This window comes from Methanomassiliicoccus sp. (assembly GCA_012719175.1).
In the GTDB taxonomy this organism is placed as follows: Archaea; Thermoplasmatota; Thermoplasmata; order Methanomassiliicoccales; family Methanomassiliicoccaceae; genus UBA6.
Window position 1 is genome coordinate 113,961 of record JAAYAX010000008.1, and the last position, 26,249, is coordinate 140,209.

The 26,249-nt window shown below is 59.6% G+C and carries 25 protein-coding genes and 1 tRNA gene; 14 read left to right on the forward strand and 12 right to left on the reverse strand.

What is annotated here, in order from left to right; all coding sequences use genetic code 11:
• Positions 1 to 2 precede the first annotated feature (2 nt).
• Both GXX95_07160 and GXX95_07165 read right to left on the reverse strand, forming a co-directional pair.
• Positions 3 to 641 carry a hypothetical protein gene (locus GXX95_07160; GenBank protein ID NLT37920.1) on the reverse strand — a complete coding sequence of 213 codons (639 nt, stop codon included), beginning with the start codon at positions 639 to 641 and terminating at the stop codon, positions 3 to 5.
• A gap of 23 nt (positions 642 to 664) precedes the next feature.
• The gene (locus GXX95_07165) at positions 665 to 1,915 is read right to left on the reverse strand and encodes a Glu/Leu/Phe/Val dehydrogenase (GenBank protein ID NLT37921.1); all 1,251 of its coding nucleotides are present in this window, start codon (positions 1,913 to 1,915) and stop codon (positions 665 to 667) included.
• 93 nt (positions 1,916 to 2,008) lie between these two features.
• Here GXX95_07165 and polX point away from each other — a divergent pair, with 93 nt between their 5' ends.
• Genes polX through GXX95_07185 form a run of 4 tightly spaced genes read left to right on the forward strand, consistent with a single transcriptional unit; the run spans position 2,009 to position 7,510 of the window.
• Positions 2,009 to 3,721, forward strand: coding sequence for a DNA polymerase/3'-5' exonuclease PolX (polX, locus tag GXX95_07170; protein NLT37922.1), 1,713 nt, complete (start codon positions 2,009 to 2,011; stop codon positions 3,719 to 3,721).
• A gap of 5 nt (positions 3,722 to 3,726) precedes the next feature.
• Entirely contained in the window at positions 3,727 to 4,701 is a 975-nt protein-coding gene (locus tag GXX95_07175; GenBank protein NLT37923.1) for a ribose 1,5-bisphosphate isomerase, read from the forward strand.
• Positions 4,702 to 4,703: 2 nt separating this feature from the next.
• The gene (locus tag GXX95_07180; GenBank protein ID NLT37924.1) at positions 4,704 to 5,942 is read left to right on the forward strand and encodes a ribulose 1,5-bisphosphate carboxylase large subunit; all 1,239 of its coding nucleotides are present in this window, start codon (positions 4,704 to 4,706) and stop codon (positions 5,940 to 5,942) included.
• A gap of 2 nt (positions 5,943 to 5,944) precedes the next feature.
• Positions 5,945 to 7,510 (forward strand): AMP phosphorylase, encoded by a 1,566-nt coding sequence (locus GXX95_07185; protein NLT37925.1) that lies wholly within the window; start codon positions 5,945 to 5,947, stop codon positions 7,508 to 7,510.
• Here GXX95_07185 and GXX95_07190 read toward each other — a convergent pair.
• From GXX95_07190 to GXX95_07215, 6 genes are all read right to left on the reverse strand, one after another.
• Positions 7,461 to 8,207 (reverse strand): hypothetical protein, encoded by a 747-nt coding sequence (locus GXX95_07190; GenBank protein ID NLT37926.1) that lies wholly within the window; start codon positions 8,205 to 8,207, stop codon positions 7,461 to 7,463. The two genes, GXX95_07185 and GXX95_07190, sit on opposite strands and share 50 nt — an antisense overlap.
• Before the next feature lie 26 nt (positions 8,208 to 8,233).
• Positions 8,234 to 9,478, reverse strand: coding sequence for an MFS transporter (locus GXX95_07195; protein NLT37927.1), 1,245 nt, complete (start codon positions 9,476 to 9,478; stop codon positions 8,234 to 8,236).
• A 45-nt stretch (positions 9,479 to 9,523) separates the two neighbouring features.
• Positions 9,524 to 10,648, reverse strand: coding sequence for a molecular chaperone DnaJ (dnaJ, locus tag GXX95_07200; GenBank protein NLT37928.1), 1,125 nt, complete (start codon positions 10,646 to 10,648; stop codon positions 9,524 to 9,526).
• A gap of 19 nt (positions 10,649 to 10,667) precedes the next feature.
• Positions 10,668 to 12,521, reverse strand: a complete 1,854-nt coding sequence (gene dnaK, locus GXX95_07205) for a molecular chaperone DnaK (GenBank protein ID NLT37929.1) — start codon at positions 12,519 to 12,521, stop codon at positions 10,668 to 10,670.
• Positions 12,514 to 13,056, reverse strand: a complete 543-nt coding sequence (locus GXX95_07210; protein ID NLT37930.1) for a nucleotide exchange factor GrpE — start codon at positions 13,054 to 13,056, stop codon at positions 12,514 to 12,516. Before GXX95_07210 ends, dnaK begins: the two co-directional genes overlap by 8 nt.
• Positions 13,057 to 13,137: 81 nt before the next feature.
• On the reverse strand, positions 13,138 to 14,769 hold the full coding sequence (locus GXX95_07215; GenBank protein NLT37931.1) for a thermosome subunit: 1,632 nt from the start codon (positions 14,767 to 14,769) through the stop codon (positions 13,138 to 13,140).
• A gap of 376 nt (positions 14,770 to 15,145) precedes the next feature.
• Here GXX95_07215 and GXX95_07220 point away from each other — a divergent pair, with 376 nt between their 5' ends.
• Positions 15,146 to 16,900, forward strand: a complete 1,755-nt coding sequence (locus GXX95_07220; GenBank protein ID NLT37932.1) for a cation:proton antiporter — start codon at positions 15,146 to 15,148, stop codon at positions 16,898 to 16,900.
• 72 nt (positions 16,901 to 16,972) lie between these two features.
• Positions 16,973 to 17,440, forward strand: a complete 468-nt coding sequence (locus tag GXX95_07225) for a DUF2240 family protein (GenBank protein ID NLT37933.1) — start codon at positions 16,973 to 16,975, stop codon at positions 17,438 to 17,440.
• A 3-nt stretch (positions 17,441 to 17,443) separates the two neighbouring features.
• Here GXX95_07225 and GXX95_07230 read toward each other — a convergent pair whose 3' ends face one another.
• Positions 17,444 to 17,950 (reverse strand): TIGR00270 family protein, encoded by a 507-nt coding sequence (locus GXX95_07230; protein NLT37934.1) that lies wholly within the window; start codon positions 17,948 to 17,950, stop codon positions 17,444 to 17,446.
• A 384-nt stretch (positions 17,951 to 18,334) separates the two neighbouring features.
• Between GXX95_07230 and GXX95_07235 the strand changes: the two genes are divergently transcribed.
• Positions 18,335 to 19,507 carry a proteasome-activating nucleotidase gene (locus tag GXX95_07235; GenBank protein ID NLT37935.1) on the forward strand — a complete coding sequence of 391 codons (1,173 nt, stop codon included), beginning with the start codon at positions 18,335 to 18,337 and terminating at the stop codon, positions 19,505 to 19,507.
• Between the two features lie 138 nt (positions 19,508 to 19,645).
• A complete protein-coding gene (locus GXX95_07240) occupies positions 19,646 to 19,981 on the forward strand; it encodes a winged helix-turn-helix transcriptional regulator (protein NLT37936.1) in 336 nt (111 codons plus the stop codon).
• Here the strand turns inward: GXX95_07240 and GXX95_07245 are convergent.
• On the reverse strand, positions 19,973 to 20,749 hold the full coding sequence (locus GXX95_07245; protein NLT37937.1) for a GTPase: 777 nt from the start codon (positions 20,747 to 20,749) through the stop codon (positions 19,973 to 19,975). The genes GXX95_07240 and GXX95_07245 overlap by 9 nt on opposite strands.
• Before the next feature lie 96 nt (positions 20,750 to 20,845).
• Between GXX95_07245 and GXX95_07250 the strand changes: the two genes are divergently transcribed.
• From GXX95_07250 to GXX95_07260, 3 genes are all read left to right on the forward strand, one after another.
• Entirely contained in the window at positions 20,846 to 22,228 is a 1,383-nt protein-coding gene (locus tag GXX95_07250) for a hypothetical protein (protein ID NLT37938.1), read from the forward strand.
• A 146-nt stretch (positions 22,229 to 22,374) separates the two neighbouring features.
• Positions 22,375 to 22,695, forward strand: coding sequence for a cupin domain-containing protein (locus tag GXX95_07255; GenBank protein ID NLT37939.1), 321 nt, complete (start codon positions 22,375 to 22,377; stop codon positions 22,693 to 22,695).
• A 143-nt stretch (positions 22,696 to 22,838) separates the two neighbouring features.
• Positions 22,839 to 22,982, forward strand: coding sequence for a hypothetical protein (locus GXX95_07260; GenBank protein NLT37940.1), 144 nt, complete (start codon positions 22,839 to 22,841; stop codon positions 22,980 to 22,982).
• A gap of 259 nt (positions 22,983 to 23,241) precedes the next feature.
• On the opposite strand, the gene GXX95_07265 is transcribed toward GXX95_07260, so the two are convergent.
• Positions 23,242 to 23,315: transfer RNA gene (locus tag GXX95_07265), tRNA-Lys, on the reverse strand.
• A gap of 481 nt (positions 23,316 to 23,796) precedes the next feature.
• On the opposite strand from GXX95_07265, the gene GXX95_07270 reads away from it, so the two are divergent.
• Positions 23,797 to 24,561: an MBL fold metallo-hydrolase gene (locus tag GXX95_07270; GenBank protein NLT37941.1), complete on the forward strand. Its 765-nt coding sequence runs from the start codon at positions 23,797 to 23,799 to the stop codon at positions 24,559 to 24,561.
• On the opposite strand, the gene GXX95_07275 is transcribed toward GXX95_07270, so the two are convergent.
• The gene (locus tag GXX95_07275) at positions 24,558 to 25,385 is read right to left on the reverse strand and encodes a hypothetical protein (GenBank protein ID NLT37942.1); all 828 of its coding nucleotides are present in this window, start codon (positions 25,383 to 25,385) and stop codon (positions 24,558 to 24,560) included. The genes GXX95_07270 and GXX95_07275 overlap by 4 nt on opposite strands.
• A 118-nt stretch (positions 25,386 to 25,503) precedes the next feature.
• Here GXX95_07275 and GXX95_07280 point away from each other — a divergent pair, with 118 nt between their 5' ends.
• Together GXX95_07280 and GXX95_07285 are read left to right on the forward strand one after the other, a co-directional pair.
• Complete coding sequence (locus GXX95_07280; protein ID NLT37943.1) at positions 25,504 to 25,839, forward strand: YggU family protein; 336 nt, start codon at positions 25,504 to 25,506, stop codon at positions 25,837 to 25,839.
• The gene (locus tag GXX95_07285; GenBank protein NLT37944.1) at positions 25,836 to 26,240 is read left to right on the forward strand and encodes a Toprim subdomain protein; all 405 of its coding nucleotides are present in this window, start codon (positions 25,836 to 25,838) and stop codon (positions 26,238 to 26,240) included. Before GXX95_07280 ends, GXX95_07285 begins: the two co-directional genes overlap by 4 nt.
• Positions 26,241 to 26,249: the final 9 nt, after the last annotated feature.

Genomic DNA, 26,249 nt, shown 5'->3' on the forward strand with positions numbered 1-26,249 from the left:
CATCATAGCTGGCGGTGCTCGGTGAAGTACCTCATCATGATGCGCCTCTGCCCCTTGCGGAGGATCTCGGAGAGAGTGGAGGTGGAGATGTCGAACATCTTCGCCAGCTCGCGAAGGCCGATGCGGCGGGGGAAGTCGAAGTACCCACGCTCGAACGCCATGCGCGTGATCTGTTCCTGCCTCAGCGTGAGATCGTCGGTATCGGATATCTGGGTCAGCTTCACCAGCTTGGGCGAGGCGTTTATGCGCTTAAGGTTCTCGATAAGGTCCTGCAGAGCCTTCTTCTGGGTGACCAACATGGTCCAGCTCAATCGCCCGTCCTTTGTGGTGGTGGAGCGGGTGAGGAAGCATTCCGTGCCTGCCAACAGCCGGCAGGCCATACATTGGTTGGTGGAAAAAACGGCCAAGGCCTTGCTCTTGTCGATGGCGCTTATATCAACGTTGAATATGTTGGGGTTGTTGCGAACCTGATCGATGACCTTGGGCAGATCCTCCTCGTTCTCAACCTCGATCTGGACCAGGTCTCTGACCTCAGACTGGAGGGCCTTGGAGTCGATGATCTTTATGACCGATGGGTAGGCCTCGACTATGTCGGTGATCCAGTTGTCTGGCATATCCAGGGAGACTATCGCTTCCATCATGTTACTCAATTACGGACATAGGTTCAGGGGTATATCCCCCTTAGCTCCATCGCGGTCACGACCTCCCGCACCGCTAGCAAATAGGCCGCGGACCTCATATCAGTGCCCTCGTTCAGGGAGCTGGTCAGAACTCGTCCAAAGGCCGAGGTCATTGTCCGGTCCAGCCGCTGGTTGACCTCGGAGCGGGTCCAGAACTGATACTGCAGGTCCTGCACCCACTCAAAGTAGGATGCGGTGGCCCCTCCCGCGTTCGCGAGAACATCGGGTATAAGCATACATCCCTTCTCGAAGAGTATCCTGTCGGCCTCGGGCAGCGTGGGGCCGTTGGCCCCTTCGACCACCAGGCTCGCCTTGATCTCATCGGCGTTTTGCTCGGTTATCACCTCTCCCAATGCCGCAGGTACCAGGACCGTGCATTCCAGCTCCAGCAGCTCCTCGTTGGTGATGTTGGTCGCGGAGGGGAGGTCCATCACGGAGCCGGTGGCCTCCTTGTGTTCGGTCACCTTCTTGATGTCCAGCCCCGAAGGGTCGTAGATGCCGCCGGTGGAGTCGGATACGGCCAGCACCTTCATGCCTAGTTCATCCCGCAGAAGGCGGGCGGCGTTCCTTCCTACGTTGCCGAAGCCCTGCACGGCCACGGTGGAGCCCTGAGGTGAGAGCTTTCGGGAACGCAGGGCCTCTCGGAGGCAGTTCATGAGACCGCGTGACGTCGCCTCCTCCCGGCCCTCCGAGCCGCCCAGGGAGACAGGCTTGCCAGTGACCACCGCGGGGACGGAATGGCCTACGTTGGCGGAGTAGGCATCCATGATCCAGGACATGGTCTGGGCGTTGGTGTAAACATCTGGCGCGGGGATATCCACGTGCGGGCCTATCACCGGCGACAGCTCCCATGCGAAACGCCTGGTCATGCGCTCCAACTCCGACCTGCTAAGTTGCTTGGGGTCGCACATCACTCCCCCTTTGGCCCCTCCGAAGGGTATGCCCACCACCGCGCACTTCCACGTCATCCACATGGCCAGTGCCCTCATCTCCTCCAGGGAGACGGTGGGATGGTATCGTATCCCTCCCTTGTAGGGGCCCCTGGCGTTGTTGTGCTGCACCCGGTAACCGGTGAAGACCCTTAGCGAGCCGTCATCCATCTTCACAGGGAAGTTGATCACAAGCTCCCGCCGTGACCTCACCAGGATATCCACGGTACCTTCATCGAGCTTCAATGCAGTAGCCGCACTCCTTACCTGGTCGACCGCTACCTGATACGGGTTGGACCTGCTCATCGTGTGCACCTTTTCCACATGGACGTGGTTATATGGTTCTAACTTCCATGTTGCTACGCCCACTAACTAATGACTATTGGTGAAGGTACCTATATGAACAACGCGGAGATCGCCGACCTGCTCCACGAGTTCGCTGACCTGATGGACCTGAAGGGGGATGTCTTCAAGCGAAACGCTTATCGGCGTGCCGCGCAGAACGTCCTGGAGCTCGACGGGGACATCACGTCATACTACCGGGAGGGAAGGCTGGAAAGCATCCCCGGGGTCGGGGAGTCCATCGCCAAGAAGATCGCCGAGGTCCTCGAGACCGGAAGATCACCGGAGCTGGAGGACCTCCAAGCGCAGTATCCTCCGGGACTGATCGAGCTTACCCAGGTGCCGGACCTCGGCCCCAAGAAGGCCCTGAGGCTGTACAGGGAGCTGGGTATACAGGACCTGGCGGGACTAAAGCAGGCGGCGCTGGAGCACCGCATCCGCCGGCTGGAGGGGTTCGGCGAGAGGTCCGAGAAGAAGATCCTGCAGGGCATCGAGCTGGTCGAGCGGAATAGCGGCCGCATGCTGCTGGGTGACGCCCTCCCCATCGGCCTGGCGGTGGAATCCTACCTCAGGCAGAACGGCATCGAGCATGTAAGCGTGGCCGGCAGCCTCCGCCGTAGGAAGGAGACCATAGGTGACATCGACATCGTCGTGGGCAGCGACCTTCCCCTCGAGGCCATGAGGCTATTCGCATCCTACCCGCGGCGGGATGCGGTGATACTGCAGGGGCCCACGCGTTCCAGCATTCGCCTCGAGGACGGGACACAGGTGGACCTGCGGGTAGTGCCCATTTCCGACTACGGCGCCACCCTCTTGTACTTCACCGGCTCCAAGGAGCATACCGTGGAGCTGCGGAGGATGGCCATCCAGATGGGGTACAAGCTCAACGAGTACGGGCTCTTCCGCAAGGACGATGGCTCGGTGGTGGCAAGGGAGGAGAAGGACATATACCGAGCTCTGGGGCTGGACCTGGTCCCTCCGGAGTTGCGGGAGATGAGGGGGGAGATAGAGGCAGCGAAGGACGGCCGGCTCCCGGACCTCCTGAGGTCCGAGGACGTCCGCGGAGACCTCCACGTGCACACCGTGATGAGCGACGGTCATGCCACCATGCGTCAGCTGGCCCAGGAGGCCAAGCGGCTAGGGTACGAGTACTTAGGCCTCACCGACCATAGCTCGTCCCTGCGAATCGCCCATGGCCTGAGCGCAGAGGACCTCCTGGACTCGGTGGAAGAGGCACGCCAGGTGTCGGAGGAGGAGGGCATTGTGGTACTGCGTGGCTCCGAGGTGGACATACTTGAGGACGGATCGCTGGATTACCCTCGGGAGGTCCTGTCCCAGCTGGACTTCGTGATCGCCTCGGTGCATTCCCTCTTCCATATGCCTGAGGAGGAGATGACGGAACGTGTCCTCCGGGCTATTAGCGATCCAGAGGTGAACATTCTGGGCCATCCCACGGGAAGGCTCCTCGGGCGCAGGGAGGCTTACAAGATCGACCTGGAGCGCGTGATGGAACATGCTCACCATCAGGGTGTGGCCCTGGAGCTGAACGGATATCCGTACCGGCTGGACCTCAACGACCTGAACAGCAGGAAGGCCAAAGAGCGCGGGGTGAAGCTCTCCATCGGCACGGACGCCCACGCCCTGGAGGACCTGAACCATATGTCACTGGCAGTGGGGACGGCACGAAGGGGATGGTTGGAGAAGCAGGATGTGATCAACACCCTCTCCCTGGCCCAGATCAGAAGGTTCTTCGAAAGAGGCAGCAGCTAAACTATATGTCATGCCGAGTGTTTAGTGTGGACCGGGACGGTGAAGCGTTGGGTGTGATCGAGATAGCTGATTCCATCAAGAGCATGGAGATCAGGGGTGCGGGGCTGATCGCCAGGAGCGCGGCGGAGGCGCTGAGGCAACAGGCCGAGGAGTACCGGGGAGAGGACGTGGAGGAGCTGCGGAGGCGCCTCGAGCAGGGGCGTAGGTCGCTGATAGACTCCCGTCCCACCGCCATATCGCTGTGGAACGCGGTCCAGGCCACCCTCCGGGGGGCATCCCGGGCGAGGGACGCGGAGGAGCTAAGGTCCCTGGTGATCTCCAACGCCGAACGGTTCATCGAGCGCTCCGGGAAGGCCGTGGAGACCATCGGGAGAATAGGCTCCCACCGCATCAGGTCAGGGATGACGGTCCTCACCCACTGCAACAGCAAAGCCGCCCTGGGGGTCATCAAGGCGGCGCACGCCCAAGGCAAGGACATAAACGTTTATGCGACGGAGTCCCGCCCCTGGAGGCAGGGGCTGCTGACCGTGAGGGACCTGTCCGAGGCGGGCATCGGCTCCACTCTCATAATCGACAGCGCCGTGCGCTGGATCATGAAGGAGGTGGACGTCGTGGTGGTGGGAGCGGACACCATCTGCTCCAACGGAGCCTTGATCAACAAGATAGGTACCTCCCAGGTGGCGCTGGCGGCGGACGAGGCGAGGGTGCCTTTCATCGTGTGCGCGGAGACCTACAAGTTCTCTCCCAAGACCGTACTGGGAGAGATGGTGGAGATCGAGGAGCGGGATGCCAATGAGATCATCGATCCGCGGCAGCTGCCGGCCGGGGTCAAGGTCAGGAACCCAGTGTTCGATTCCACCCCGGCGGAGCACATAGATTCCATCGTCACGGAGATAGGTCTGATCTCGCCATACGCCGCATACGAGGTCATCGTGAAGGAGCTGGGACAAGAGTCCATATTTGAGGCTAACGAGGAATGAAAATGGAGTATTCGGAGAAGTACCTGCACCTGGGGGAGACAGTGGACCCCGATGCCTACGTCATATGCAAATACAAGATCGTGACCGACATGGACATCAGGCTGGCAGCCGCTGCCGTGGCCACCGAGCAGTCCACGGGCACGTGGACCGGGATCTCCACCCTCAACGATGAGATCTTCGAGCGGTACCACGGACGCGTCACGGACATCGACGGCAACGTGGCCACCATAGCCTACCCCGAGGAGGATTTCTCCCTGGACATCGGCGGGGTGCCCCAGGTTCTGAGCGTCATCGCCGGGAACCTTTTCGGCCTGGAGGGGTTGAAGGGCGTACGCCTGGAGGACGTGGAGTTCCCCAGGAGCATGTTGAGCGAGTTCAAGGGTCCCAAGTATGGCATCCCCGGGCTGAGGAGCGCCCTGAAGAGGCCGAAGAAGCCGCTGGTGGGAACCATCGTCAAGCCGAAGATAGGCCTGCCGCCTCAGGGCATGGCCGATTACATCTACGAAGCGGGCATGGGCGGCCTCACCAACGGCAAGGACGATGAGACCCTGTCGAACCAGAGGTTCTGTCCCCTGGAGGACCGGGTGGTGGCCATCGCCGAGGCCATAGACCGGGTGCGGTCCCAGACGGGGAACGAGATGATGCACGCCATAAATGTCTCCACCCGGGGGGACCAGATACTGGAGGTCGCCGATCGGGCGCAGGAGCTGGGAGCCACCGAGCTGATGGTGGACGTCATCACCTGCGGTTTTGCCGCGGTCCAGGTGCTGGCCGAGGACCCGTCGATCAAGCTGCCCATCCATGTTCACCGCACCATGCACGGCGCCATAACACGCAACAAGGACCTGGGCGTCTCCATGCAGGTGTTCTCCAAGCTCGTCCGAATGTGCGGGGGCGACGCCCTTCATGTGGGCACCTTCGGCGTGGGCAAGATGAAAGGAACGTCCACCGAGGACCTTGCCAACCAGCGCGCGTGCGTCGGCCCGGAGCTGCCATACGAGAAGGTCATGCCAGTATGCTCTGGAGGGATGCATCCCGCGCTCATAGAGCCACTGATGAAGATAACCGGTCCTGATGTGCAGATACAGGCGGGCGGGGGCGTCGCTGGTCACCCTGGAGGGGTGCGGGGCGGGGCCCGGGCCATGGCCCAGGCGGTCGATGCCGCTTACGAGGGCATCCCGTTCTCGGTATACTCTCAGGACCATGAGGAGCTCAGGGAAGCGATAAACAAGTGGGGATAGAAATGCAGCTTAAGGCGAAGTACGTAGATATGGAGTCAGCAGAGTACACCGCGGTACTGCACACGGAGGATGCGCTGGAGATCGGTGTCAGGGAGCAGGACAGGGTCCGCATCAAGCACGAGCGCAGCTCCGCGGTGACCTTGGTGCAGACCACTGACACAGTCGTCAACAAGGGCGAGGTGGGCATCCTGGGCAAGGCCTGGGAGACCCTGGGGCCCGACCCTGACGAGGCCATAGAGGTGGTGGCCACATCCAAGCCCGAGTCGATCGAGTTCATCAAGAAGAAGATGAACGGCAAGGAGCTTTCCACCGAGGAGATCCGCGCCATCGTCAACGATATCTCCACCCATAACCTCAGCAACATCGAGCTAACCGCATACGTCACCGCCCTGTACATAAACGGCATGAACCTTCGGGAGACGGCCGACCTGACGCAGGCAATGGTGGAGACCGGCGAGACCATAAAGTTCGACCGGTCCCCCGTGTACGACTTCCACTCCGTAGGCGGCTGCCCTGGGAACAAGATCACCCTGATAGTGGTGCCCATCGTGGCGGCGGCAGGACTGCTGATCCCCAAGACCTCCTCGCGGGCCATCAGCTCTGCGGCGGGGACCTCGGACATAGTGGAGGTCTTCGCCCGGGTGGACTTCGACGGTAACAAGCTGCGAAGCATCGCCGAGACCACCGGCGGCAGCCTGGCCTGGGGGGGATCGGTGAACCTCGCCCCCGCAGACGACCTCATCATAAAGGTGGAGTACCCGCTGGGCATCGATCCCCACGCTCAGCTCCTGGCATCGGTCATGAGCAAGAAGAAGGCGGTGGGGACGGAGTTCCTGGTAATCGACATCCCCATGGGCGCCGGAACAAAGGTGCCGACCATGGAGAAGGCCCAGGCCTACGCCAAGGACTTCGTGGACCTCGGGGAGCGTCTGGGCATGCACGTGGAGTGCGCTATTACCTATGGCGAGCAGCCGGTGGGGAGGGCCGTGGGGCCGGCATTGGAGGCCCGCGAGGCCATAGCCATCCTGGAGGGTGAGCTCCACCCCAGCAGCGTGATCGAGAAGGCCTGCGGCATGGCGGGCATGCTACTGGAGATGGCGGGAATGAAGCGCGGGGAGGCCAAGGCCCGGGAGATACTCATGTCCGGCAAGGCCTTGGACAAGTTCCGCGAGATAGTCGCCGCGCAGGGAGGGGACCCCAACATCCGCTCGACGGACATCCGGGTGGGCAAGTTCACTCACGACATCACCGCCACCATGTGCGGCTACGTCAACTCCATACGCAACAAGGAGATCGTGGCCCTAGCCCGGGCCGCGGGATCGCCCCGGGACAAGGGAGCGGGGGTCCTTCTGCACAAGAAGCGCGGCAACCGCGTGGACGATGGGGAGGCCATTCTCACCATCTATGCCGATACCCAGGCCAAGCTCGACCAGGCGGTGGAGCTGTCGCGGAAGCTCAACCCCGTGAGCATCGAGGGAATGATCCTGGCGAAGCTGCCGTACATCAACAGGACGACGGTCATCGAGCGCACGTTCTGTCCTGCGCCCGGAGCGCCTCCGGCAGACTGATCTCTCCCTTGGCCACGGCCTCGGCCAGGTCGTAGGAGATGGTGACCCGGCCGCCGCTCTCAATACGGCTCTGCCGCTGAATGTCCCTAACCTCTCCGGGCGTGGGCTTCACCTCCGGAGGGAACGGCAGTCGGTAACCGCAGCCCAGGGCGATGGAGATGGCGGCATCGGCGTCCGGCTCCTCTGTCCTTCGGGTAGTGCTGGTCTCATCCACCACCTCCACGTCGTCCACCATGTTCCATATCGAGCGGATGATGCGGTTGCGGTTGGTCCGGTCCCCGTGGCCCACGCGAGCGATGATGCGGGAGTGCCGGAAGTTACGACCGTAGCGGACGATCTCATTGGCCACTTGCTCCGGGGAGGACACGGTCTCGGCGATCAGCACCCTTCCGTCCCCGATCATCGCCAGACCTGGACGGGAACCGGGATCGATACCGGCCACCAGGGTGGTGAAGGATTCCCGTCCCTTGAGCTGGGAGCGGGCGATGGAGAGCGCCATGTCCGGCTGGTCGTTCGCCACCACCTTCCGGAAGCGTACTCTTGGCCTCTCCTCTACGGTGGTGACGATCACGCCCACGTTCTCCGGTATGGCGTCATCGAAGTCGAGGGCGACAAAGTGTTCCCTAGATTCCCGGAGCAGGTGGACCAGCTCATAGAAGAAGTTGAAGTTCTTGGTCATTATCCCGATGACCTTCATCCAGATTACTAATTAGGGCGGATGGCTTAACCCTTTGCCCTTCCCATCCGGCCAGTAGGTCGGGGGGACGCTCCCGACGGCGAACGTCCCAGGATTAGGAAGCCAATAACGCTCACCATGGCGATGGAGGCCACCGCCGACCACAGCGCGAAGGGGCTGCCGTGCAGGAGATCGTAAAGCACACCTCCTACCGTCGGTCCCAGGGACCAGCCGAAGTAGAAGAAAATGCCGTACACGCCCATGTAGCGACCCTTCTCGTCCTCAGGGCTCAACGATGCCACCATAGCGGTGCTGGACGGCGAGACGGTATTCTCCCCCAAGGTTATGATGATGACCGTGATCAGAAGGACCCATCCGATATCGGTAAGGCCTACCAGGAAATAGCCGAGGGCGTACAGAAGGGAACCGGCGGACAGGACCAGGGGCATGCGATAGTGGCTGATGAGGCGGGTCATGGGGAACTGAAGGAGAACCACGATGATGCCGTTGAGCGCATACATGTAGCCGACTCCGGCCTCAGGTATGCCCATGTCCTTCACGCAGAACACCGAGAAGGTTGATGACAGCTGCCCCAGTATTATGCCCAGAGGAAGGGAGGCGAGGCAGAAGATAAAGAACGCCTTGTTGTGCCATATCTTGAGAAGGTCGCGGGGGTGAAAGCGATCGTGCCCCACCGCGACCCGCGCCGGCTCCTTGACCAGCAGCAGGATGACGAGCCCCACAATACTGCAGGTCATGGCCGTCATCAAGAAGAGATAGGAGAAGGGGAGGAGGACTATCATGAGGCCGGAGATCAGGGGCCCCAACGTCCAGCCGATGTTCTGCCCGATGCGGAGTATCCCGTAGGCCTCCAGCCTTCGGCCCGGCTCCACGATGTCCGCTATCATGGCGCTGCTGGCTGGATCGAATAAGGACCCCAGGGCGTTGGACACCGACAGCAGGACAGTAATGCCCCAGATATCACTATGGAGCAGGAAGGCACCGAACAGTAGCAAAAAGACCAGGCCCCGAAGGCCCATGGAGGCGAACATCACCGGTCTCCGGCCTATGCGGTCCGCCAGCTCTCCACCCAGGATCTGGCCGAAGGCGCCGGCCACGGCCATGACCAGGAAGACCATGCCCACCTCGCCCATGGACAGGGCGAGATCACGGTTCAGATGGATGGCCAGGAAGGGCAGTACGATGGAGAAGCCGGTCGTGGAGATGATCCGACCGCTACATAACAACCAGACCCTTCGGTCCAGCCCCCTCGGGAAGCTGTCTTTAAGCATTCTAGCCCTCGGGGGGAGAGGGCATGGGCTACATCATCCTTTCCACTAACGGCGTTTCTTGAACTTGCCGAGCATGGACTTGTCCTCCCCCTCGGTCTCCGCGAAGCGTTTCAAAATATCCTTCTGATCATTGGTGAGCTTCTCTGGCACCTTAACCTTCACCCGGACGTACATGTCCCCTCGGGTGCTGCCGTTAAGTATGGGCATCCCCGAGCCACGGAGCCGGAAGACGGTATCCGGCTGCGTCCCCGGAGGGATGGACACGCGCGCCTTCTTATCGAGCGTGGGTATCTCTATCTCCGCGCCCAGGGCCGCCTGGGGGAAGCTGATGGGCTGATCCATTATCAGGTCAGCGCCCTCACGGACGTATTGGGGGTGCTGCTTGACGTGCAGGACCACGTACAGGTCCCCGTTGGGCTCGCCAGGACCGCCAGCCTCACCGGCCCCGGGGATACGGAGCCGGGAGCCTGTCTCTACGCCCGCGGGTATGTCGATATCGATGTGGGAGCTCCGCTGCATCTTGCCCCGGCCGTCGCATTCCGGGCAGATGTTGGCAACCGAGCGCCCCGTGCCCCGGCAGCGTCGGCATGGGCCGACCTGGACGAACTGGCTGAAGCCTCTGCTCTGGACCACTCTCACCTGTCCCGAGCCCTTGCAGTCCGGGCAGGGCACCACCTTGCCGTCCTTGGCGCCCGTCCCCTGACACTTGGGACAATTATCGAACTTGGGCACGGTGATGCGCTTCTTGATCCCTTTGAACGCATCCTCCAGGGATATCTCTACGTCCATGCGCGCATCGCGCCCCCCGGAGCGGTGTGACGTCTGCCGTCCGAAGAGCATGTCGAAAATGGAGCCGAAGCCCCCTCCATCGCCGAAGATGTCCCGCAGGTCCCCCATGTGGGAGAAGTCGCTCCAGTTGAACGAGCCGTCCTGGAACTGGGAGTTGACCCCAGCGTGCCCATACTGGTCGTACAGTCCCCGCTTCTTATCGTCCACGAGGACCTCGTAGGCCTCGGAGATCTCCTTGAACTTCTCCTCGGCGACCTTGCGGTCCTCCTTGGTGACGTCCGGATGGTACTGCATCGCCAGCTTCCTGTACGACTTCTTGATCTCCTCGACGCTGGCTCCCTTGGAGAGACCCAGTACCTCGTAGTAGTCCCGTTGTGTCATCGGTCAGCTTCCGTGAGGCTCAGTCGACGATGTGATAATCGGCGTCCGTGAAATCGCCCTTCCCGCCCTGGTCCTTCTTATCGTCCCCGGGGGGTGGGGCCTGCGACTGCTGGGCCTGCTGCTCCGCGGCCGCGGCCTGGTAGATGCGCGTGGACACCGTGGACATCTCCTTGACTAGGGCGTCCATCTTGGCCTTGATGGCCTCAAGGTCATCGGACTTCAGGACCTCCCGCAGCTCGTCACTGGCCTGCTTGATCTTGTCCCGCTCCTCGGCGGTGACCTTGTCCCCCAGCTCGATGATGGTCTTGTCGGTGGTGTACAGCAGGGTGTCCGCCTGGTTAAGGGTCTCCACCTTCTCCTTGCGCTTCTTGTCTTCCTCGGAGAACTGCTCGGCCTGCTTCACCATGTTGTTGATCTCGTCCTTGGACAGCTTGTTGGTGGCGGTTATGGTGATCTTCTGCTCCTTGCCGGTCCCCAGATCCTTGGCGGACACGCTGATGATGCCGTTGGCGTCGATGTCGTAGGTGACCTCGATCTGAGGAACGCCTCTCGGCGCAGGCGGTATGCCGGTCAACTGGAACTTGCCCAGGGACACGTTGTCGGCGGCCATCTCCCTCTCTCCCTGAACGATGTGGATCTCCACGCTGGGCTGGTAGTCGGCAGCGGTGGAGAAGACCTGCGATTTGCGGGTGGGTATGGTGGTGTTTCGCTCGATTAGCTTGGTAGCGATTCCGCCGAGGGTCTCCACGCTGAGGGACAGGGGGGTCACGTCCAGCAGAAGGATGTCCTTGACCTCTCCGGAAAGTACAGCTCCCTGGATGGCAGCACCCATGGACACGCATTCCATGGGGTCGATGCCCCTCTGGATCTTCTTGCCCACCACGTTCTCCACGAACCTCTGGACGATGGGCATGCGGGTGGGTCCACCTACAAGGATGATGTTGTTGATCTGCTCCGGGGTGAGCTTGGCATCGCGCATGGCGTTGGTCAAGGGCGCCCGGCACCGTTCCACTATCGGGTTGATGAGCTCCTCAAGCTTGGCCCTGGTGATGCTCATGGCCAGGTGCTTGGGCCCGTTCTGATCGGCTATGAAGGGGAGGTTGATCTCTGTGGACATGGTCGAGGACAGCTCGATCTTGGCCTTCTCCGAGGCCTCACGGACCCTCCACATGGCCATCTTGTCCTTGGTGAGATCGATACCAGTGTCCTTGTTGAACTGCACAACCACGAAGTTGATCAGGGCCTGGTCCATGTCCGTGCCCCCCAGCTGGGTGTCGCCGGATGTGGATATGACCTCGAACACGCCCTCGGAGAACTCCATTATGGTGACATCCAGGGTTCCCCCGCCGAGGTCGAAGACCATGATCTTCTGGGACTGCTTGATGTTGTCCAGGCCGTAAGCCAGAGCAGCGGCGGTGGGCTCGTTTATTATCCTCACCACCTCCAGGCCGGCTATGGCCCCTGCGTCCTTGGTGGCCTGCCTCTGGTTGTCGTTGAAGTAAGCGGGTACGGTGATGACCGCCCTGTCCACGGTGTCGCCGAGGAAGGCCTCGGCATCACGCTTGATCTTTTGCAGGATGAAAGCGGAGATCTGCTGAGGCGTGTATTCCTTGCCATGGACCTTGAACTTGTGGTCCGTCCCCATCCTCCTCTTGGCGGCGGCGATGGTCCCCTCGGGGTTGGTGATCGCCTGCCTCCTGGCAGGCTCTCCCACCAAGAGCTCACCATCCTTCGTGAACGCCACGTATGAGGGAAAGGCCTTCCCGCCTATGCTGGTCCCTTCCGCGCTGGGAATTATCGTGGGCCTACCGCCCTCCATCACTGCGGCCGCTGAGTTGCTGGTACCTAGATCTATGCCGATTATCTTAGCCATTGTCATCACCCATTCTCTTCGCTACCATTACCTTAGAACACCTCAGCACCTTGTCGCCGAGGTAGTAACCTTTCTGGAACACTTCTAGGATCTTGCCATCCTCTCCCTCTCCCACGGCCAATGCCTCATGGATGGTTGGATCGAACTTGCCCTCGCAGGGTATCTCCTTCAGGCCGTTCTCCGCCATCAGGGCGGCGAGGTTTTCGCGTACCTTGTGGATGCCTTCCCGCAGCTGTTCCTCGGAGCATTGGGAGGTCAGGGCCCTTTCGAAATCATCGAACACCAGGAGCAGGTCGGAAAGAAGCCGCTGATTGGCGTACTTGACGATGTCCTCCTTCTCCCGCTGGGTCCTCTTCTTGTAATTGTCAAACTCCGCCTGGACCCGCTTTGCGGTGTCCAGGTACTCTGCAGCCAGCTTCGCCTGGCGCTCCTTCTCTTTCCGCTCTGATTGGATCTCTTCTTGCAGCGAAGACAGCTGCTGGTCGGGGTCAATGGACCCGCTTCCGTTCGCTTCTGACCCTTGCGCCTTCTCCATCCCATCACCGTCCTTGGATCGTGGGTCGTTTGTTGAGAAATGTTAAGGGGTTTGGAGTGGGGGGACGACCCCCATGAGTTCTCAGTCCTCGTCCATTCCGCCCATTCCGCCCATGTCAGGAGCGCCCCCGCCGGGGGTGTGGTATCCCTTGGCGGCGATTACGTCGTCGATCCTGAGAATGAGGACCGCGGCATCGGTGGCGGAGTTGATGGCTTGGCGACCGACCCTGATGGGCTCGATGACCTTCAGGTCCTTCATGTCCACGACCTTGCCGGTGTAGACGTTGAGACCGGCGTTGACCTTGCCGTCCTTGTGGGCCTTCCTCATGTTGATGAGGATGTCGATGGGGTCCAGGCCAGCGTTCTCGGAGAGAGCGGTGGGAATGACCTCCAGGGCGCTAGCATAGGCGTCGATGGCGATCTGCTCGCGTCCTCCGATGGAAGCGGCGTACTCGCGGAGCCTCATGGCGATCTCCACGGCGGAGCTTCCGCCGCCGGTGACGGTCTTGCCGTCCTCGATAGCGACCGCGACCACGCTCATGGCGTCATCCAGGGACCTCTCGACCTCATCGACGACATGCTGGGTGCCGCCTCTCAGCAACAGGGACACGGCCTTGGGGTTCTTGCAGCCGGTGACGAAGGTCATGTCGTCCTCGCCCATGGCGCGGACCTCGATCAAAGCGGCGCTTCCCAGCTCATCAGCGGTCAGCTCCTCGATCTTGGTGATGATGACGCCGCCGGTGGCCTTGGCGACCTTCTCCATATCGGACTTCTTGACACGGCGGAGGGACATGATCTTCTCCTTGGCCAGGAAGTGCTGGGCAAGGTCGTCGATACCCTTCTGGCAGAACACCGCGTTGGCTCCGGCCTCCTTGATGGCCTTGACCATTTTGCGGAGCATGTTCTCCTCTTCCTCGAGGAAGGCATGCATCTGGCTGGGATCGGTGATCTCGATCTTGGCGTCGACCTCGGTCTTCTGGACCTCGATGGCCACGTCGAGAAGGGCGATCTTGGCCTTCTCCAGCTTCCGGGGCATCTGGGGGTGGACCGGGTCCTTGTCCAGGATGATACCCTGGATGAACTCGGAGTCCTCGGTGGACCCGCCGGTCTTCTTCACGATCTGGATGTTGTCCATGTCCACGTTCCACTTCTTGCCTTCCTGCTCGGCGACCGCGGTGACCGCCTTCACGGCAAGGTCAGCGAGGTACTCACGGGAGGCGTTCACGGACTTGGAGATCATCGAGGTCTCGGCAACGACCTTCAGGGCCTTCTTGTCCTTGACATCGATAGGCATCGCGACCTCGTCCAGGATCTCCTGGGCCTTGGTACAGGCAAGCCTGTAGCCGCCCGCGATGATGGTGGGGTGAATGTTAGAATCTATCAGGTCGGTGGCCTTCTTGAGGAGCTCACCGGACAAGACCACAGCGGTGGTGGTACCGTCTCCGGCCTCGGTGTCCTGGGTCTTGGCGACCTCCACGAGCATCTTGGCCGCGGGGTGATCGACGTCGATCTCCTTGAGGATGGTCACGCCATCGTTGGTAATGACTACATCCCCCAGGCTGTCTACGAGCATCTTGTCCATCCCACGGGGTCCCAAGGTACTGCGGACTGCGTCAGCGATGGCCCTAGCGGCCATGATGTTGTTGTACTGAGCGTCCTTGCCCCGGTCTCTCTTCGTACCCTCCTTGAGGATGAGTATAGGTGTGTTTCCCATTCCCATGCATTTACCTCCAATAATCTTTCATATACGAAGCTAAAGTCTAGCTAAGCCTGCGTTGAATGTTTGTTCTTCTATATAAGAATAGCGTATGTTCAGTTCTCCCCTTGTATTCCATGGGAAGAAACAGTATCATGACTGGCCAGATGTCAGGGGCTGGCTCCCGAGACAGGTTTGGTAAGGTGTGTAAACGCCTACTTTTCATATTTCGCCTCTCGGCGGGAAACATATTTTACCCGCTATACGTTACTCATTACGGGATGCACTGGAGCCGGGTTACGCGCGGGCGAGGTTGAACCTCCTCCGCTCACGGCTGGATGGTACCGATAGGTGACCCTTCAGCAGCCCGTCCGTCACTTATCTGGCGATGTAGATGGAATATAGCGGTCTGATGCTGGAGATAGGGCTCATCTTGATGGTGGCCTTCATCGGGGCCCTCCTCGCCTCGAGGTCCAGACAGAGCGTTATCCTGGGATACATCGCCGCAGGGGTGATCATCGGCCCCTATCTTCACTTCCAGATCGGGGACTTCACCTACAATGGCATCATACAGGAAACGGAGTTTATCGAGACCATATCCGAGCTGGGGCTGATACTCCTCATCTTCTTCGTGGGCATGGAATTCTCCCTGGACAAGATCAGACGGGTCAAGGGGCCTGCGGTGATCCTCTCCATCATCGATGTGGGCGTGAACCTTTTCACCGGAATCCTGCTGGCGACGGGCCTGGGATGGCCGCTCATCGACACCTTGTTCCTGGCCTCGGTGCTGGCCATGAGCTGTTCGGCGGTAGCCATGAAGACCCTCATGGAGCTGGGGCGCTTGGAGAGGCCGGAGACGGAGTTCCTGTTAGGCATGATCATCCTAGAGGAGTTCATCTCCATGCTCTTCCTGACCATCGTGGGCGGCCTGGTGATCCACACCGACGCTGACTTCACGGTCTCCAGCATGCTCATGGGATTGGGGGCGTTCTTCCTGTTCTTCATCATAATGGCTGCAGTTGTGGTACCGCGGGTCATCGCCCGCCTGCAGAGGATGAAGAGCGACGAGATGTTCGTCCTGTTCATGCTGGGAGCTATCTGCCTGTCGGCGGCCTTTGCCGAACTGTGCGGGGTGCCGGCGCTGATAGGGGCGTTCTTCATTGGCATGACCTTCGCCGAGTCCAAGATCACCCTCCGGGCAGAGCGGATCATCGTGCCGCTGCGGGATGCCTTCGTGGCCATGTTCTTTGTGGCCTTCGGGATGCTGATAGACCCATCGTTGTTCGGCTCGGTCTGGGTCATCATAGTCATTGCGGTGGTGCTCATTACCGTCGACGAGATCCTTATCATGTCGGCACTGGCCTACCTCGTGGGCTTCGGACGGCGGGCCGCCACCTCTGTGGGAGCTTCCTTCAGCGCCCGAGGGGGAGAGTCCATAATGTACGCCAGCGTGGGGAGCCAGGCGGCGGGGGCCACCAAGGGGGCGGAGCTTTACCCGATCGCCGGGGCCGTGACCTTTATCATGAGCGTTCTGTGTCCCCTATACATACGAAAGGCCTTTTCGCTTGCGGACTGGGTTGCCCGGAAAGCCCCGCGGTTCATGACCTACGGGGCAGGAGTGATCTCCCGGACCTTCAACAAGATGGTCATGCCCGGGAGCAGGGTGTTCACCCTCTCCCGCTCCCTCCTCCTCGCCTTCATCGCATTCCTGGTCCTGGTGATGGCGGTGGCCATAACACCTGGGCTCCCAGGGCTGGTCCTGTACTACTTGGCGATCAGCTCGGTGGTGCTGATATGGTATCTGCTGCAGAAGGACCTCCTGAACGTGGTGACCAAGGTGGACTACTCCAACCTGGGAGTGAAGGAGGGGGTGGAGAGGACGGTGAGCCATTATGTCGCCACCGCGTCATGTCTGGGCCTCATCATGGTAGCGAGCGTGGCCCTTATGTACCTGGTATATTGGCCTTCAGTCGTCGTTATTACTCTGGCCTACCTGTTGTGGTTCATCTACCTCATGCACCTCTCCTACAATAGGACCTGCGATCTTGCCCGTTACGATGAGATACGGGAGAGGAGCTTTCAGCCACCGGCTATCATGGAGATCGAGAAACCCGTGTTCAACCACCGTCAGCGCTGGAAGGACTTCTGAGCGGCTTGCATGTAAGGAAAGATGGATATATCTCCTGGCATTGTAAGTCCCCTTGTTGGCGGAGGGAAGACAATGGGTGAACTGGAGACCTGTCTGGCTGTGCTCTTCAAGCGCAAGGGCAAGAACGTGATGACCGAGACCGAGTTCATGCTGACGGTCTCCTTCGACTACCGGTGGTTCACGCCCAAGGAGGCACAGATGCTCCTGGACGTATCCGTCAAGAAGGGGCTCCTTGTCCGCACGGAGGAGTTCCTCAAGCCCAACTTCGACATCAAGGACATCGAGGCGTCCCTGTCCTTCCGACCCACCAAGGCGGTGTTGAGCGCGGAGAAGGAGGAGATCTCCATCTTCGCGCAGCTGGTGCAGCTCATCTCCGACAAGGGCGGGCTGAAGAAGCGGGACGCGGTGGCACGCATCAACCGCACCCAGGAGCGCCTGGGAGTTGACGTGGAGGTCGCCGCGGTGCTGGTCGCCAGGGACCTGGGCATCGATGTTACCTCTTACCTGGAACCGGTAAAAAAAGAGATACTGAGCCGGTGAGGCTCATTTCTTCTTGATCATATCGCCCAGGGTGAGGGTCTTGCCCGTAGAGCGGCCACCCTCTGGCTTCACCACCGACACTTTCTCCGTGAGCTTCACCCCCAGCTCGTGCTCGAGCTTCTTCAAGAGGGCGTCGTTCGGCCGCATGGTCCCGTTCTCCAGCTTGGCAATGACGCTTGCCCTCTCGTTCAGCTTGGCCGCAAGGTCCTCCTGCTTCCAATCCCGGGCGGCCCGGGCCTCGCGGATGACCTTGGAGTACTCCGGTATGAGGTCCGTGGTCTCCTCGTCGGAGTAGATGGACCGGGTACGCATCCTGCGCTCCCGAGCCTCCAGCCTCTCGGTCACCATGGTGCGGCTGGGGGCGACGGTGGTTCCCCGCTTCGCCCCCCCGCCCTTTCCGTCCGGGCTCTCCCCAAAGCGGGAGCACTCCTTGCAGACTGTGAGCTTGGTACCTTCCACGAAAATCGTCTTGGTGAAATCTGATTCCTTACCGCACATCTCGCACAACATGATCGTTCAGTTCGCAATAATTCAACGATGATATAACATCTTTGAAGAACGGGAGTTGAGAACCACCCAAAAAGCGTTTTTTGGAAATGAAGAAGGTTCAATTAAATGTTCTGGAATATATTTTATTCTCGTGCTGAGTGAACTCTTTTTTGATACTGAACGTGACCGTACGGAGCATGGGAATTTTATGAATAATTTTATAAATCACAATGCACACTATATTCACATCGACGGGTAAAAGCCCGCTCGGCCTGATAAACGACCGCCCTACCTGTCTGGCTCCATCGGCTTTATAGGCGAAACGGTCTTATAGCTAAGGCCTTAATTAAGCGTTGCCGAGGTGACATGTTGAAAGAACCCCAGCTGGAAGAGCTTGTGACCGAGATGAGGGACAAGATCGAGGTCCTCGAGAGGCGTAACGGCGAGCTCCTGGAGGAAATAAGACGGGTAGAGGGAGAGAAGCGCTATGTCGAGAGCGAGCTCTTCCGACTGCAGAAGGAGCTCAAGCGCATGAGGGCGGAGATGGAGAGACTTAAGTCCCCTCCTCTAATTATCGGCGCCATCAAGGATGTTCTCGCCGACGGAAGGGTCATCGTTAAGAGCTCCACAGGCCCGGACTTCATCGTATCTACCTCCGAGTACGTTCCCAGCGAGGATCTTATCGTGGGCGCGAGGGTCGCTCTCAACAAGCAAACCCTGGCGGTCATGGGCGTTCTGCCTCCCTCCCTAGACCCGATCGTCATCGGTGCAGAGATAATCGAGAAGCCGGAGATCTCCTACGGGGAGATCGGTGGCCTGGAGGAGCAGATCCTAGAGGTCAGGGAGGCCGTGGAGGACCCCCTGCTCCGGCCTGAGCTGTATAAGAAGGTCGGTATCGAGCCTCCTAAGGGAGTCCTGCTGGTCGGTCCCCCCGGAACGGGTAAGACCCTGCTAGCCAAGGCCGTGGCGCACCAGACCAACGCTACATTCATACGCTTCGTGGGTTCCGAGCTGGTGCAGAAGTACATCGGTGAGGGTGCCAGGCTTGTCCGCGAGCTGTTCGAGCTGGCCAAGGAGAAGGCCCCCAGCATCGTGTTCATCGACGAGCTTGATTCCATCGGCGCCAAGAGGCTGGAGGTCGCTACCAGCGGCGACCGCGAGGTCCAGAGGACCCTGATGCAGCTCCTGTCGGAGCTGGACGGCTTCAACCCTATCGGGGAGGTCAAGATCATCGGGGCCACCAACCGTCCGGACATCCTCGACGAGGCGCTCCTGAGACCAGGTAGGTTCGACAGGATCATAGAGATCCCCATCCCCGGTTACGAGGGCAGACTGGAGATCCTCAAGATCCACACCAAGAAGATGGCCATCGACGAGAACATCACCCTTTCCGAGCTGGCCATGAAGGCCGATGGCGCCACGGGCGCGGACCTCAAGGCCATCTGCACCGAGGCCGGCATGTTCGCCATCCGCGACAACCGCGACCACATCAGCATGAGCGACTTCGAGAGGGCTATCATTAAGGTCCTGGATAACGAAGCGTCGAAGATCGTGGAATCCGGTGTGATGTTCGCATAAAAACCCTTTTCCAACCTTCTTTTAATTCTATCTTTTTGTCTTCTCTTTTCCGCTTGAAAAAATATTCTTGTGCCTGATAATCAGTATAGCGGACTGACGTCTAACCTGTTATATAGCCTGTTATCTAGTCAATGTACGATGAAGGTCATGGGAGCTGCCAAGGTCTTTGTGGACGAGAAGTCAGCAAAGATCCTGTTGGCAGTTCTGAACCGTCCGCTCTCAGCACTAGAGATATGCAAGGTAACAGGGGTACCGATAGCGCATGTGTTCTCCCGACTGCGCGTTCTGGAGAAGAAGGGGCTCGTGGCCAAGGTATCCTATCGCTATGATGCCCGGGGAAGGGAGAGGCCGGTCTACCGCTCCATGCTCTATGACTCCTTGGTCTTCGTGGACAGGGGCAAGCTGAAGGTGACCTTCCAACTGGTGGCCGCTGACCAGCAGAACTTCTCTCAGGCCGGCGAAGCCCTACTCTAAAGAGGGTCGGGACCCTGCGTCCTCTCCGCCCTCGAAGTACTGCTGGACCGTGTTGTAGATGTCCTCCATGCCCGTACCCTCCATAGCGGACACGGGGGTCAGCTCCTTGTACATGCCCACGTTCTCCATCGCCTTCAGGAACTCGGCGCTGATGATCGCCTGGGATGACATATCCTTCTCGGTTAGGGCATTATAGAGAGCATAAGCGTCCCGTGACCATATGGAGAGCTCCTCCAGCTCCTCTTCCTTGAGCAGGTCCGACTTCGAGAGGACGTTGAGTATGGGGAGGGAGAACCGGAACTGGGTGATCCCGCAGAGCATCATATCGGAAATGAACCCATTAGGGGTGCGCGCCAGGGTAGGGTCCGAAAGGAACACCAGGATGCTGTCCTCCCGACCCAGCTCCTCCACCAGGGCGTTGGAGGACTGGCGGAAGGCGAACAACTCCATCTGCCCGGGGGTGTCGATGAGGCAGTAGTCGGATTCCATGGACTTTATCACCGGCACCCACTCCTTGGCGTTCACCGCCATCAGGTCCGAGGCCACGATCTGAGCTCCATTGGGACCCAGCGAGTACTCTGCCATGATCTCGTCCAGGTGGATCCAGTCCCTGATGTCCACGTCGGCCTCATAGGGGATGAAGTCCGCGCCGGGGTCCAGGTTGACGATGATGCTGCTGATCCCATTTACGTCCAGCCACTCACTGAACGCCTGGACCAGAGAGCTCTTGCCGCTTCCGGCAGTTCCAATGAAGTAAACGTAGTGCATGTCCTCGCCTCTCGCTAAAAGGGAGATGGCATATCATGGATAAATGTTGCTGATGCGACCGCAAGGGATAACTCATGGGCGTTCCAACTCCTAACCATGAGCAATCCTCTACCTCCTGGACTTGACGATGCGCTCAGGTTCCCTCTGAACGATGCCCTTCAGGGCCGAAGGGCCCGCCGCTTCTCCCTCGGGGCCGAGATACCTGATGGCATGCTGCGCTACTGCTCCTCCAAACCACCACTTCCGTTGGAGGGCATCGAGAAGGAGATGGTGCTGTCGGCGGTCAGCGGCATCACCGGATGGCATTACATGATCTCCCACAACCCCCAGTACGCGCCCTTCCTGCCGAACTACTCGGGCTCGGCCTGGGGGAGGACCTTCCCCTCGGCCGCGGGCTTCCATACCAGCGAGGTGTTCTACACCGATGATGACGGCATTTACCACATGCCATCACGTGACGGGCCGCCTCTTGACAGGATCGAGGAGACCTGCGCCAGGGCAGGTGATGATGACCATCCTGAACGAACGACGGTGTATTATGGTGGGGTTCGGGTGTCGGAGACCGAACCGCCCACCGTTGATGCCGATAGGTGCGCCCCGGATGCGTTCAAGGGTTACCTGCCGTCTGTTGAGAAGATCAGTGACGGCCGCCTCCAACTACCGCCTGTGGAAGCCCATATAGAATCGCACAACCACTGGTGCGTCAACCGGCCGGGGAGCCTTCTGGTGATACCGGTGGCGGACCTGGCCCAGCATATGATACTCGGTCTCTGCTACCTTGTGAAGAACGGAATGGGAATCTACGACGACATAAACCATACGCAGGTGCCGGAACTTAGTAGATTCTCCGATATCATCTACCTGGACAAAACGTACCCCCTCTCCTTCCTGGAGACCCAGGTGGTCACGGAGGCGTCGGTGGAGATCGGAACGTCGTGCTATGCAGGGATGCTGCAGCTCCAGGCCATGGGCCTGGGCGGTTGGATGTTCGACGGCATCAACCCCTTCAGCGTACTGGGCGCGAGCGGCGATCCGGACGTCCCGGGACTGGGATTCCGATTCGATACCGATCCCCGGTGGCCTCTCCCCAACCCTACTGGACTGGAGGGGCATTTCGAAGGCGCCTGCCCCCCGCACTGCAAGGACATGAGGGAGGCGGTCGACAAAGTGATCTCGCGTAAGTTCAACGGGGGCGGACCGTTCCACCGCGATACGCCCGGACCGTGGAGAGAAAGCCCATTGGTCCGGGGCTCGGCCCAAAGGCATTCCACGGAGTTCCGGGAGTGTGTGAGCCTCATGTGCCAGTACATCCTGGACACGTTCGGCAAGTTCCCGGGGACGGTGCCTACGATATGGGCCATGATGTACCTGCAAGCGCACCACCTGGACCTGGAGTTCTATGATGCCAAGTTCAAGCCCGGAGCGTACCTGGAGACCCACGCCCGACATATGGAGCGATGGCATCCAGGGACGAAGTGAGCATGGGGGCTGTCTTGAAAATATCGATCGGACGTCGCGAATGAGGATCGCTCTCGGGGGCCACATTGGCCACGTGGCAACCTATTAGTACTCAACGATGAAGAATACAGTCAGGCAGCACCAAGGACTGCATCGGAGGTGACACATTGAGATCGACGCAGGACAAGAAAGAGATACCAGAAGTAACCAATATCGCGATGAACCCACCGGGGGTTTTGGTGGACAACGCTCGGGTACGCGTGTTGAGCGCACACATACCTGCGGGCGACAAGGCCCCCATGCACTCACATCCAGATCATGTAGTGTATGTATTGAACGGGGGCGTGGTCAAATTGACCTATCCTTCCGGAAAGGAAGACACCATGGAGCTGGGGTCAGGCAAGGCCATCTACATGGAGGCTCAATCACACGAGGTGACGAACCTCAGCGATAAGGACATCGACATGGTGGTGATTGAGCTAAAGTGAGACACGGGGCCTTATGCCTACCATTGGCCTCACTACGTTTCCGAAAAAGGTCCAGGGCCATGGTATGTGAATGATGACTAGACCGTTCCGTCATTATATATGCCATCAGTTCAAAATGACTGTATTGAGGAAGTGAAGACCTCATGGCAAAGAAGGTCAAATACCCCATCAAGACCCCCGACAAAGAGAAGAAGGTCAGTGAGGCGGAGCGAGAGAAGGGCGGATATGGTATGGCCAAGAAGGACGGGATAACCTATCCCCCGGCCAAGAAAGAAGGTAAGAAGTAAAAGCTTGGTCCTCTGGCTCCGCCTCCAAACGCCCTCTCGCGAGGGTTCATTACGTTGCAACGAGAGGACGCCTAGTGCGTTTGTACCCTTTTTTCCATTTTTTGTTTAGTAGCTCAAATGATGGTCGAACAAGGTCAATTTAATCATCCGTTACTCCGTCAAGAGAGTGTAACTGTTCACGCTGCATGGAACGGCCACAAGGCAATGGCAGTGGCTCAATAGAAGTAAAAATGTCAAAATGAAAGGATGATGTAGGGAGCGGGCCCGGAGGGATTCGAACCCTCGGCCCATCGGTTAAGAGCCGATTGCTCTACCTAGCTGAGCTACGGGCCCCCTGTAAGCCCGTGAAATATGGTCGATATACATAAGTCTTTCTGAACTCTCGTGAGGTCAGAGAACAGAAAATGTCGGAGAACATTCCAGCCCCGACCGGCCAGGAAAAGAACGCCGATCTAGGCCATATCGTTACGCCATGCTAGGGAGGAGCTATATTTATGCGCTATCAAGATGGCTGGTACCTCCCATTTGAGCAATAGCATTGAAGAACTTGCCCGCTTCAGCCGATGTCATCGACAACAATGTGATCGAGTGTTGAGACTCACCATCTAGCACACATTGGATACTGCCCTGCGAGCGGAGATCGGGGAAGCCATGACACATGCGACCGTTCCAAGGAACGTCGTCTGTTTGGTATCGTGGTCAGGCAGCGGACGTCGATTAGCGAGCAACTCTTGATAGGGCAAAAGCGTCGTCTTCCTGGGTGACCACAGGTCGCTAGTTATTTTAACCCAAGTACGTTAGAGGTTGGGATGAGATGAGCTCGATAGAGGTGCACGTCCTGGCCAGTGGGAGCGACGGCAACTGTTCTGTCATTTGCACCGAGGACACCATGATCATGCTCGATGCTGGCATCTCCGGCAGGCGGATCGCCAACCTCATGGGCCGCGTGGGCCTGGACCCCTGCGACCTCGATGCCATCCTTCTGACCCACGAGCACTCCGACCATGTGAGCGGGGCGGGCATCATGTCCCGTAAGTACAAGATACCGATATGCTGCAACCGCTCCACGTTGACATGTTCCAACATAGGTGCGGTGCACGACACCATTCTCTTCCAGACCGGCACGAGGTTCGAGATCGGCTGCCTCTCCATCGATCCCCTTCCCATTTCCCATAACGCCGCCGATCCCAACTCCTTCCACGTTCATTACAGGGACAAGAACGTCCTCCTGGCGACCGACCTGGGCAGAGTAGGCGCAGAGGTGTTCACGGCCCTCCGGGATGCTGACCTTGCTATCATCGAGGCCAACCACGACGTGCAGATGCTCATCAACGGGCCCTATCCCCCGCGCCTAAAGAGCGATATCCGGTCCGATAGGGGACATCTTTCCAACGTGGACTGCGCTCATGCCCTGTGGGCCACGTCCAGCGAGAAGCGGAAGGTGTTCCTTGCTCACCTCAGCAAGAACAACAACACCCCGCTCCTGGCAAGGCGCACGGTGTCCCGCACGTTGGGATGCAAGGAGGACAGGATAGACTGCATGCTGTGCCCTGACGATGTACGCTCCATCATCATTTAGGCGGAGAGAACGACGGAAACGGCCACCGCCTTCTTCCTGGCGATGAGGGCCCTGGAAATGGTCGATGGAAGGCACACCAGGTCCTCCTTACGGAGAATGTAGGTTCGGTCAGGACCAACGAACTTCGGAATATCCTCCAGGATCTTGAGGATCACGAACTCGGCGGCAGGCGGAGCCGCGGGAGCGGCGACGGGGGCGCATTCCTCTTTGACCGCGGCCTCGACAGGCACATTCTCCGCAACATCTGAAGGAGGTGCGGCGGCCTCCGTCTCAATGGTGACCTCGGGCGTAGGGTATGTAGGCATGACAGCCGCGGCCTCCTCTACCTCCTCCCTCTTGGCCTCCCTAACCATGTCCGGGACCTCCGCCGTGTCCAGGGAAGGCTCCTCGACCTCGACCACCTTTGTCCTGACCCCCTCGAGCAGCAGGGTACGCTTCTCCTTCAGGAGGGAGTGGACCTCATCATAGATCTCTTTCTCTTCGATCGTAAGCCTTGAGGTCTCGGTCCTATTGCCCTCTGCCGCCCTGAGCGCCATGTCCAGCAGCTTGCCCATGCGGAACCCGAACACCTGCGCCGCCTTCTCCTGGAACTTCAGAAGCTGATTGCTGGCAAGCTTTGACTTGGTGGAGAAGGGATCGGTCGCGAACTCCCGCTCGCTTTCCCGCTTGAGCATCTCCTGGCACTCCGCCATGGCCTGGTAGAGGTCCTTGCGGACGTCGGATATGTTCTTGTTGCGCTGCTCCCTACGGGCGACCTCGGTGAGGTCATCGTAAGTGAAGTTGTCCGTGGAAGCTGTCATCAAGAGGTTCATTCTGTCGGCCATATTTGAGCGTATCCGGTCACCTCGTCCTTTTTCCCCGATGAACGTCACCGCTGTGGAGACATGAGCGGATATCAAGCGGACGATGGGAGCGCCGGCCGTCAAGCCCGGGCACGGGACAATGGACGGAAACCTTTTCACCGTACATCAGCCATCCCGTCGCATGGATGTCTCCGAGGTCCTCCGGGCGGTCAAGGGCGGCGTGGAGGTAGACATCATGGTCACCCCCAACGCCAAGCGGCCCCAGGTCGGTGAGGTCGATGAATGGAGGAAGCGACTGGTGGTGAAGGTACAGGCCCTGCCCACCGATGGGAGGGCCAACCGGGCGGTGGTGGAGCTTCTGTCAGAGCTCTTCGGTGTCAGAGTGGAGATCGTGCGCGGCCACACCGACCGTCAGAAGACGGTCCTGGTCCCATTGGACCTAGAGAGCGCACGCACACAGCTGGAGGGTGCATGAGAGATCCCCAGGAGACGCTGGAGGAGCTGGAGGAGCTGCTCGGCCTGCTGCGGGAAAGGGAGGATAACACGGTCATCCTCATCGAGGGCCGCAAGGACCGGCTGGCCCTGGCCTGCCTGGGCATCGGCGGCGAGATCCTACAGGTGCAGGACGCCCGCGGCCTCTTCGGCGTGGCGGAGGAATTGGCGAGAACGGGGAAGGAGGCCATCATCCTTACCGACTGGGACCGCAAGGGAGGCCACCTGGCCCAGCTCCTCAGGAACGCCCTCAAGGCCAACGATGTACGGTACGATGACACCATCCGCAGCCGCCTATCGATGCTGTGCAAGAAAGAGATAAAGGATATCGAGTCCCTGCCCTCGTTCATCTCCTTCCTGGTCCAAAACGCCTCTGGGGCATAGTTTTGTTTT

Bases quoted from the DNA above. Each gene is read 5' to 3' on its own strand.
- GXX95_07160 (NLT37920.1), bottom strand. From the start codon at position 641: ATGATGGAAGCGATAGTCTCCCTGGATATGCCAGACAACTGGATCACC.
- GXX95_07165 (NLT37921.1), bottom strand. From the start codon at position 1,915: ATGAGCAGGTCCAACCCGTATCAGGTAGCGGTCGACCAGGTAAGGAGT.
- polX (NLT37922.1), top strand. From the start codon at position 2,009: ATGAACAACGCGGAGATCGCCGACCTGCTCCACGAGTTCGCTGACCTG.
- GXX95_07175 (NLT37923.1), top strand. From the start codon at position 3,727: ATGTCATGCCGAGTGTTTAGTGTGGACCGGGACGGTGAAGCGTTGGGT.
- GXX95_07180 (NLT37924.1), top strand. From the start codon at position 4,704: ATGGAGTATTCGGAGAAGTACCTGCACCTGGGGGAGACAGTGGACCCC.
- GXX95_07185 (NLT37925.1), top strand. From the start codon at position 5,945: ATGCAGCTTAAGGCGAAGTACGTAGATATGGAGTCAGCAGAGTACACC.
- GXX95_07190 (NLT37926.1), bottom strand. From the start codon at position 8,207: ATGAAGGTCATCGGGATAATGACCAAGAACTTCAACTTCTTCTATGAG.
- GXX95_07195 (NLT37927.1), bottom strand. From the start codon at position 9,478: ATGCTTAAAGACAGCTTCCCGAGGGGGCTGGACCGAAGGGTCTGGTTG.
- dnaJ (NLT37928.1), bottom strand. From the start codon at position 10,648: ATGACACAACGGGACTACTACGAGGTACTGGGTCTCTCCAAGGGAGCC.
- dnaK (NLT37929.1), bottom strand. From the start codon at position 12,521: ATGGCTAAGATAATCGGCATAGATCTAGGTACCAGCAACTCAGCGGCC.
- GXX95_07210 (NLT37930.1), bottom strand. From the start codon at position 13,056: ATGGAGAAGGCGCAAGGGTCAGAAGCGAACGGAAGCGGGTCCATTGAC.
- GXX95_07215 (NLT37931.1), bottom strand. From the start codon at position 14,769: ATGGGAAACACACCTATACTCATCCTCAAGGAGGGTACGAAGAGAGAC.
- GXX95_07220 (NLT37932.1), top strand. From the start codon at position 15,146: ATGGAATATAGCGGTCTGATGCTGGAGATAGGGCTCATCTTGATGGTG.
- GXX95_07225 (NLT37933.1), top strand. From the start codon at position 16,973: ATGGGTGAACTGGAGACCTGTCTGGCTGTGCTCTTCAAGCGCAAGGGC.
- GXX95_07230 (NLT37934.1), bottom strand. From the start codon at position 17,950: ATGTTGTGCGAGATGTGCGGTAAGGAATCAGATTTCACCAAGACGATT.
- GXX95_07235 (NLT37935.1), top strand. From the start codon at position 18,335: ATGAGGGACAAGATCGAGGTCCTCGAGAGGCGTAACGGCGAGCTCCTG.
- GXX95_07240 (NLT37936.1), top strand. From the start codon at position 19,646: ATGAAGGTCATGGGAGCTGCCAAGGTCTTTGTGGACGAGAAGTCAGCA.
- GXX95_07245 (NLT37937.1), bottom strand. From the start codon at position 20,749: ATGCACTACGTTTACTTCATTGGAACTGCCGGAAGCGGCAAGAGCTCT.
- GXX95_07250 (NLT37938.1), top strand. From the start codon at position 20,846: ATGAGCAATCCTCTACCTCCTGGACTTGACGATGCGCTCAGGTTCCCT.
- GXX95_07260 (NLT37940.1), top strand. From the start codon at position 22,839: ATGGCAAAGAAGGTCAAATACCCCATCAAGACCCCCGACAAAGAGAAG.
- GXX95_07270 (NLT37941.1), top strand. From the start codon at position 23,797: ATGAGCTCGATAGAGGTGCACGTCCTGGCCAGTGGGAGCGACGGCAAC.
- GXX95_07275 (NLT37942.1), bottom strand. From the start codon at position 25,385: ATGGCCGACAGAATGAACCTCTTGATGACAGCTTCCACGGACAACTTC.
- GXX95_07280 (NLT37943.1), top strand. From the start codon at position 25,504: ATGGACGGAAACCTTTTCACCGTACATCAGCCATCCCGTCGCATGGAT.
- GXX95_07285 (NLT37944.1), top strand. From the start codon at position 25,836: ATGAGAGATCCCCAGGAGACGCTGGAGGAGCTGGAGGAGCTGCTCGGC.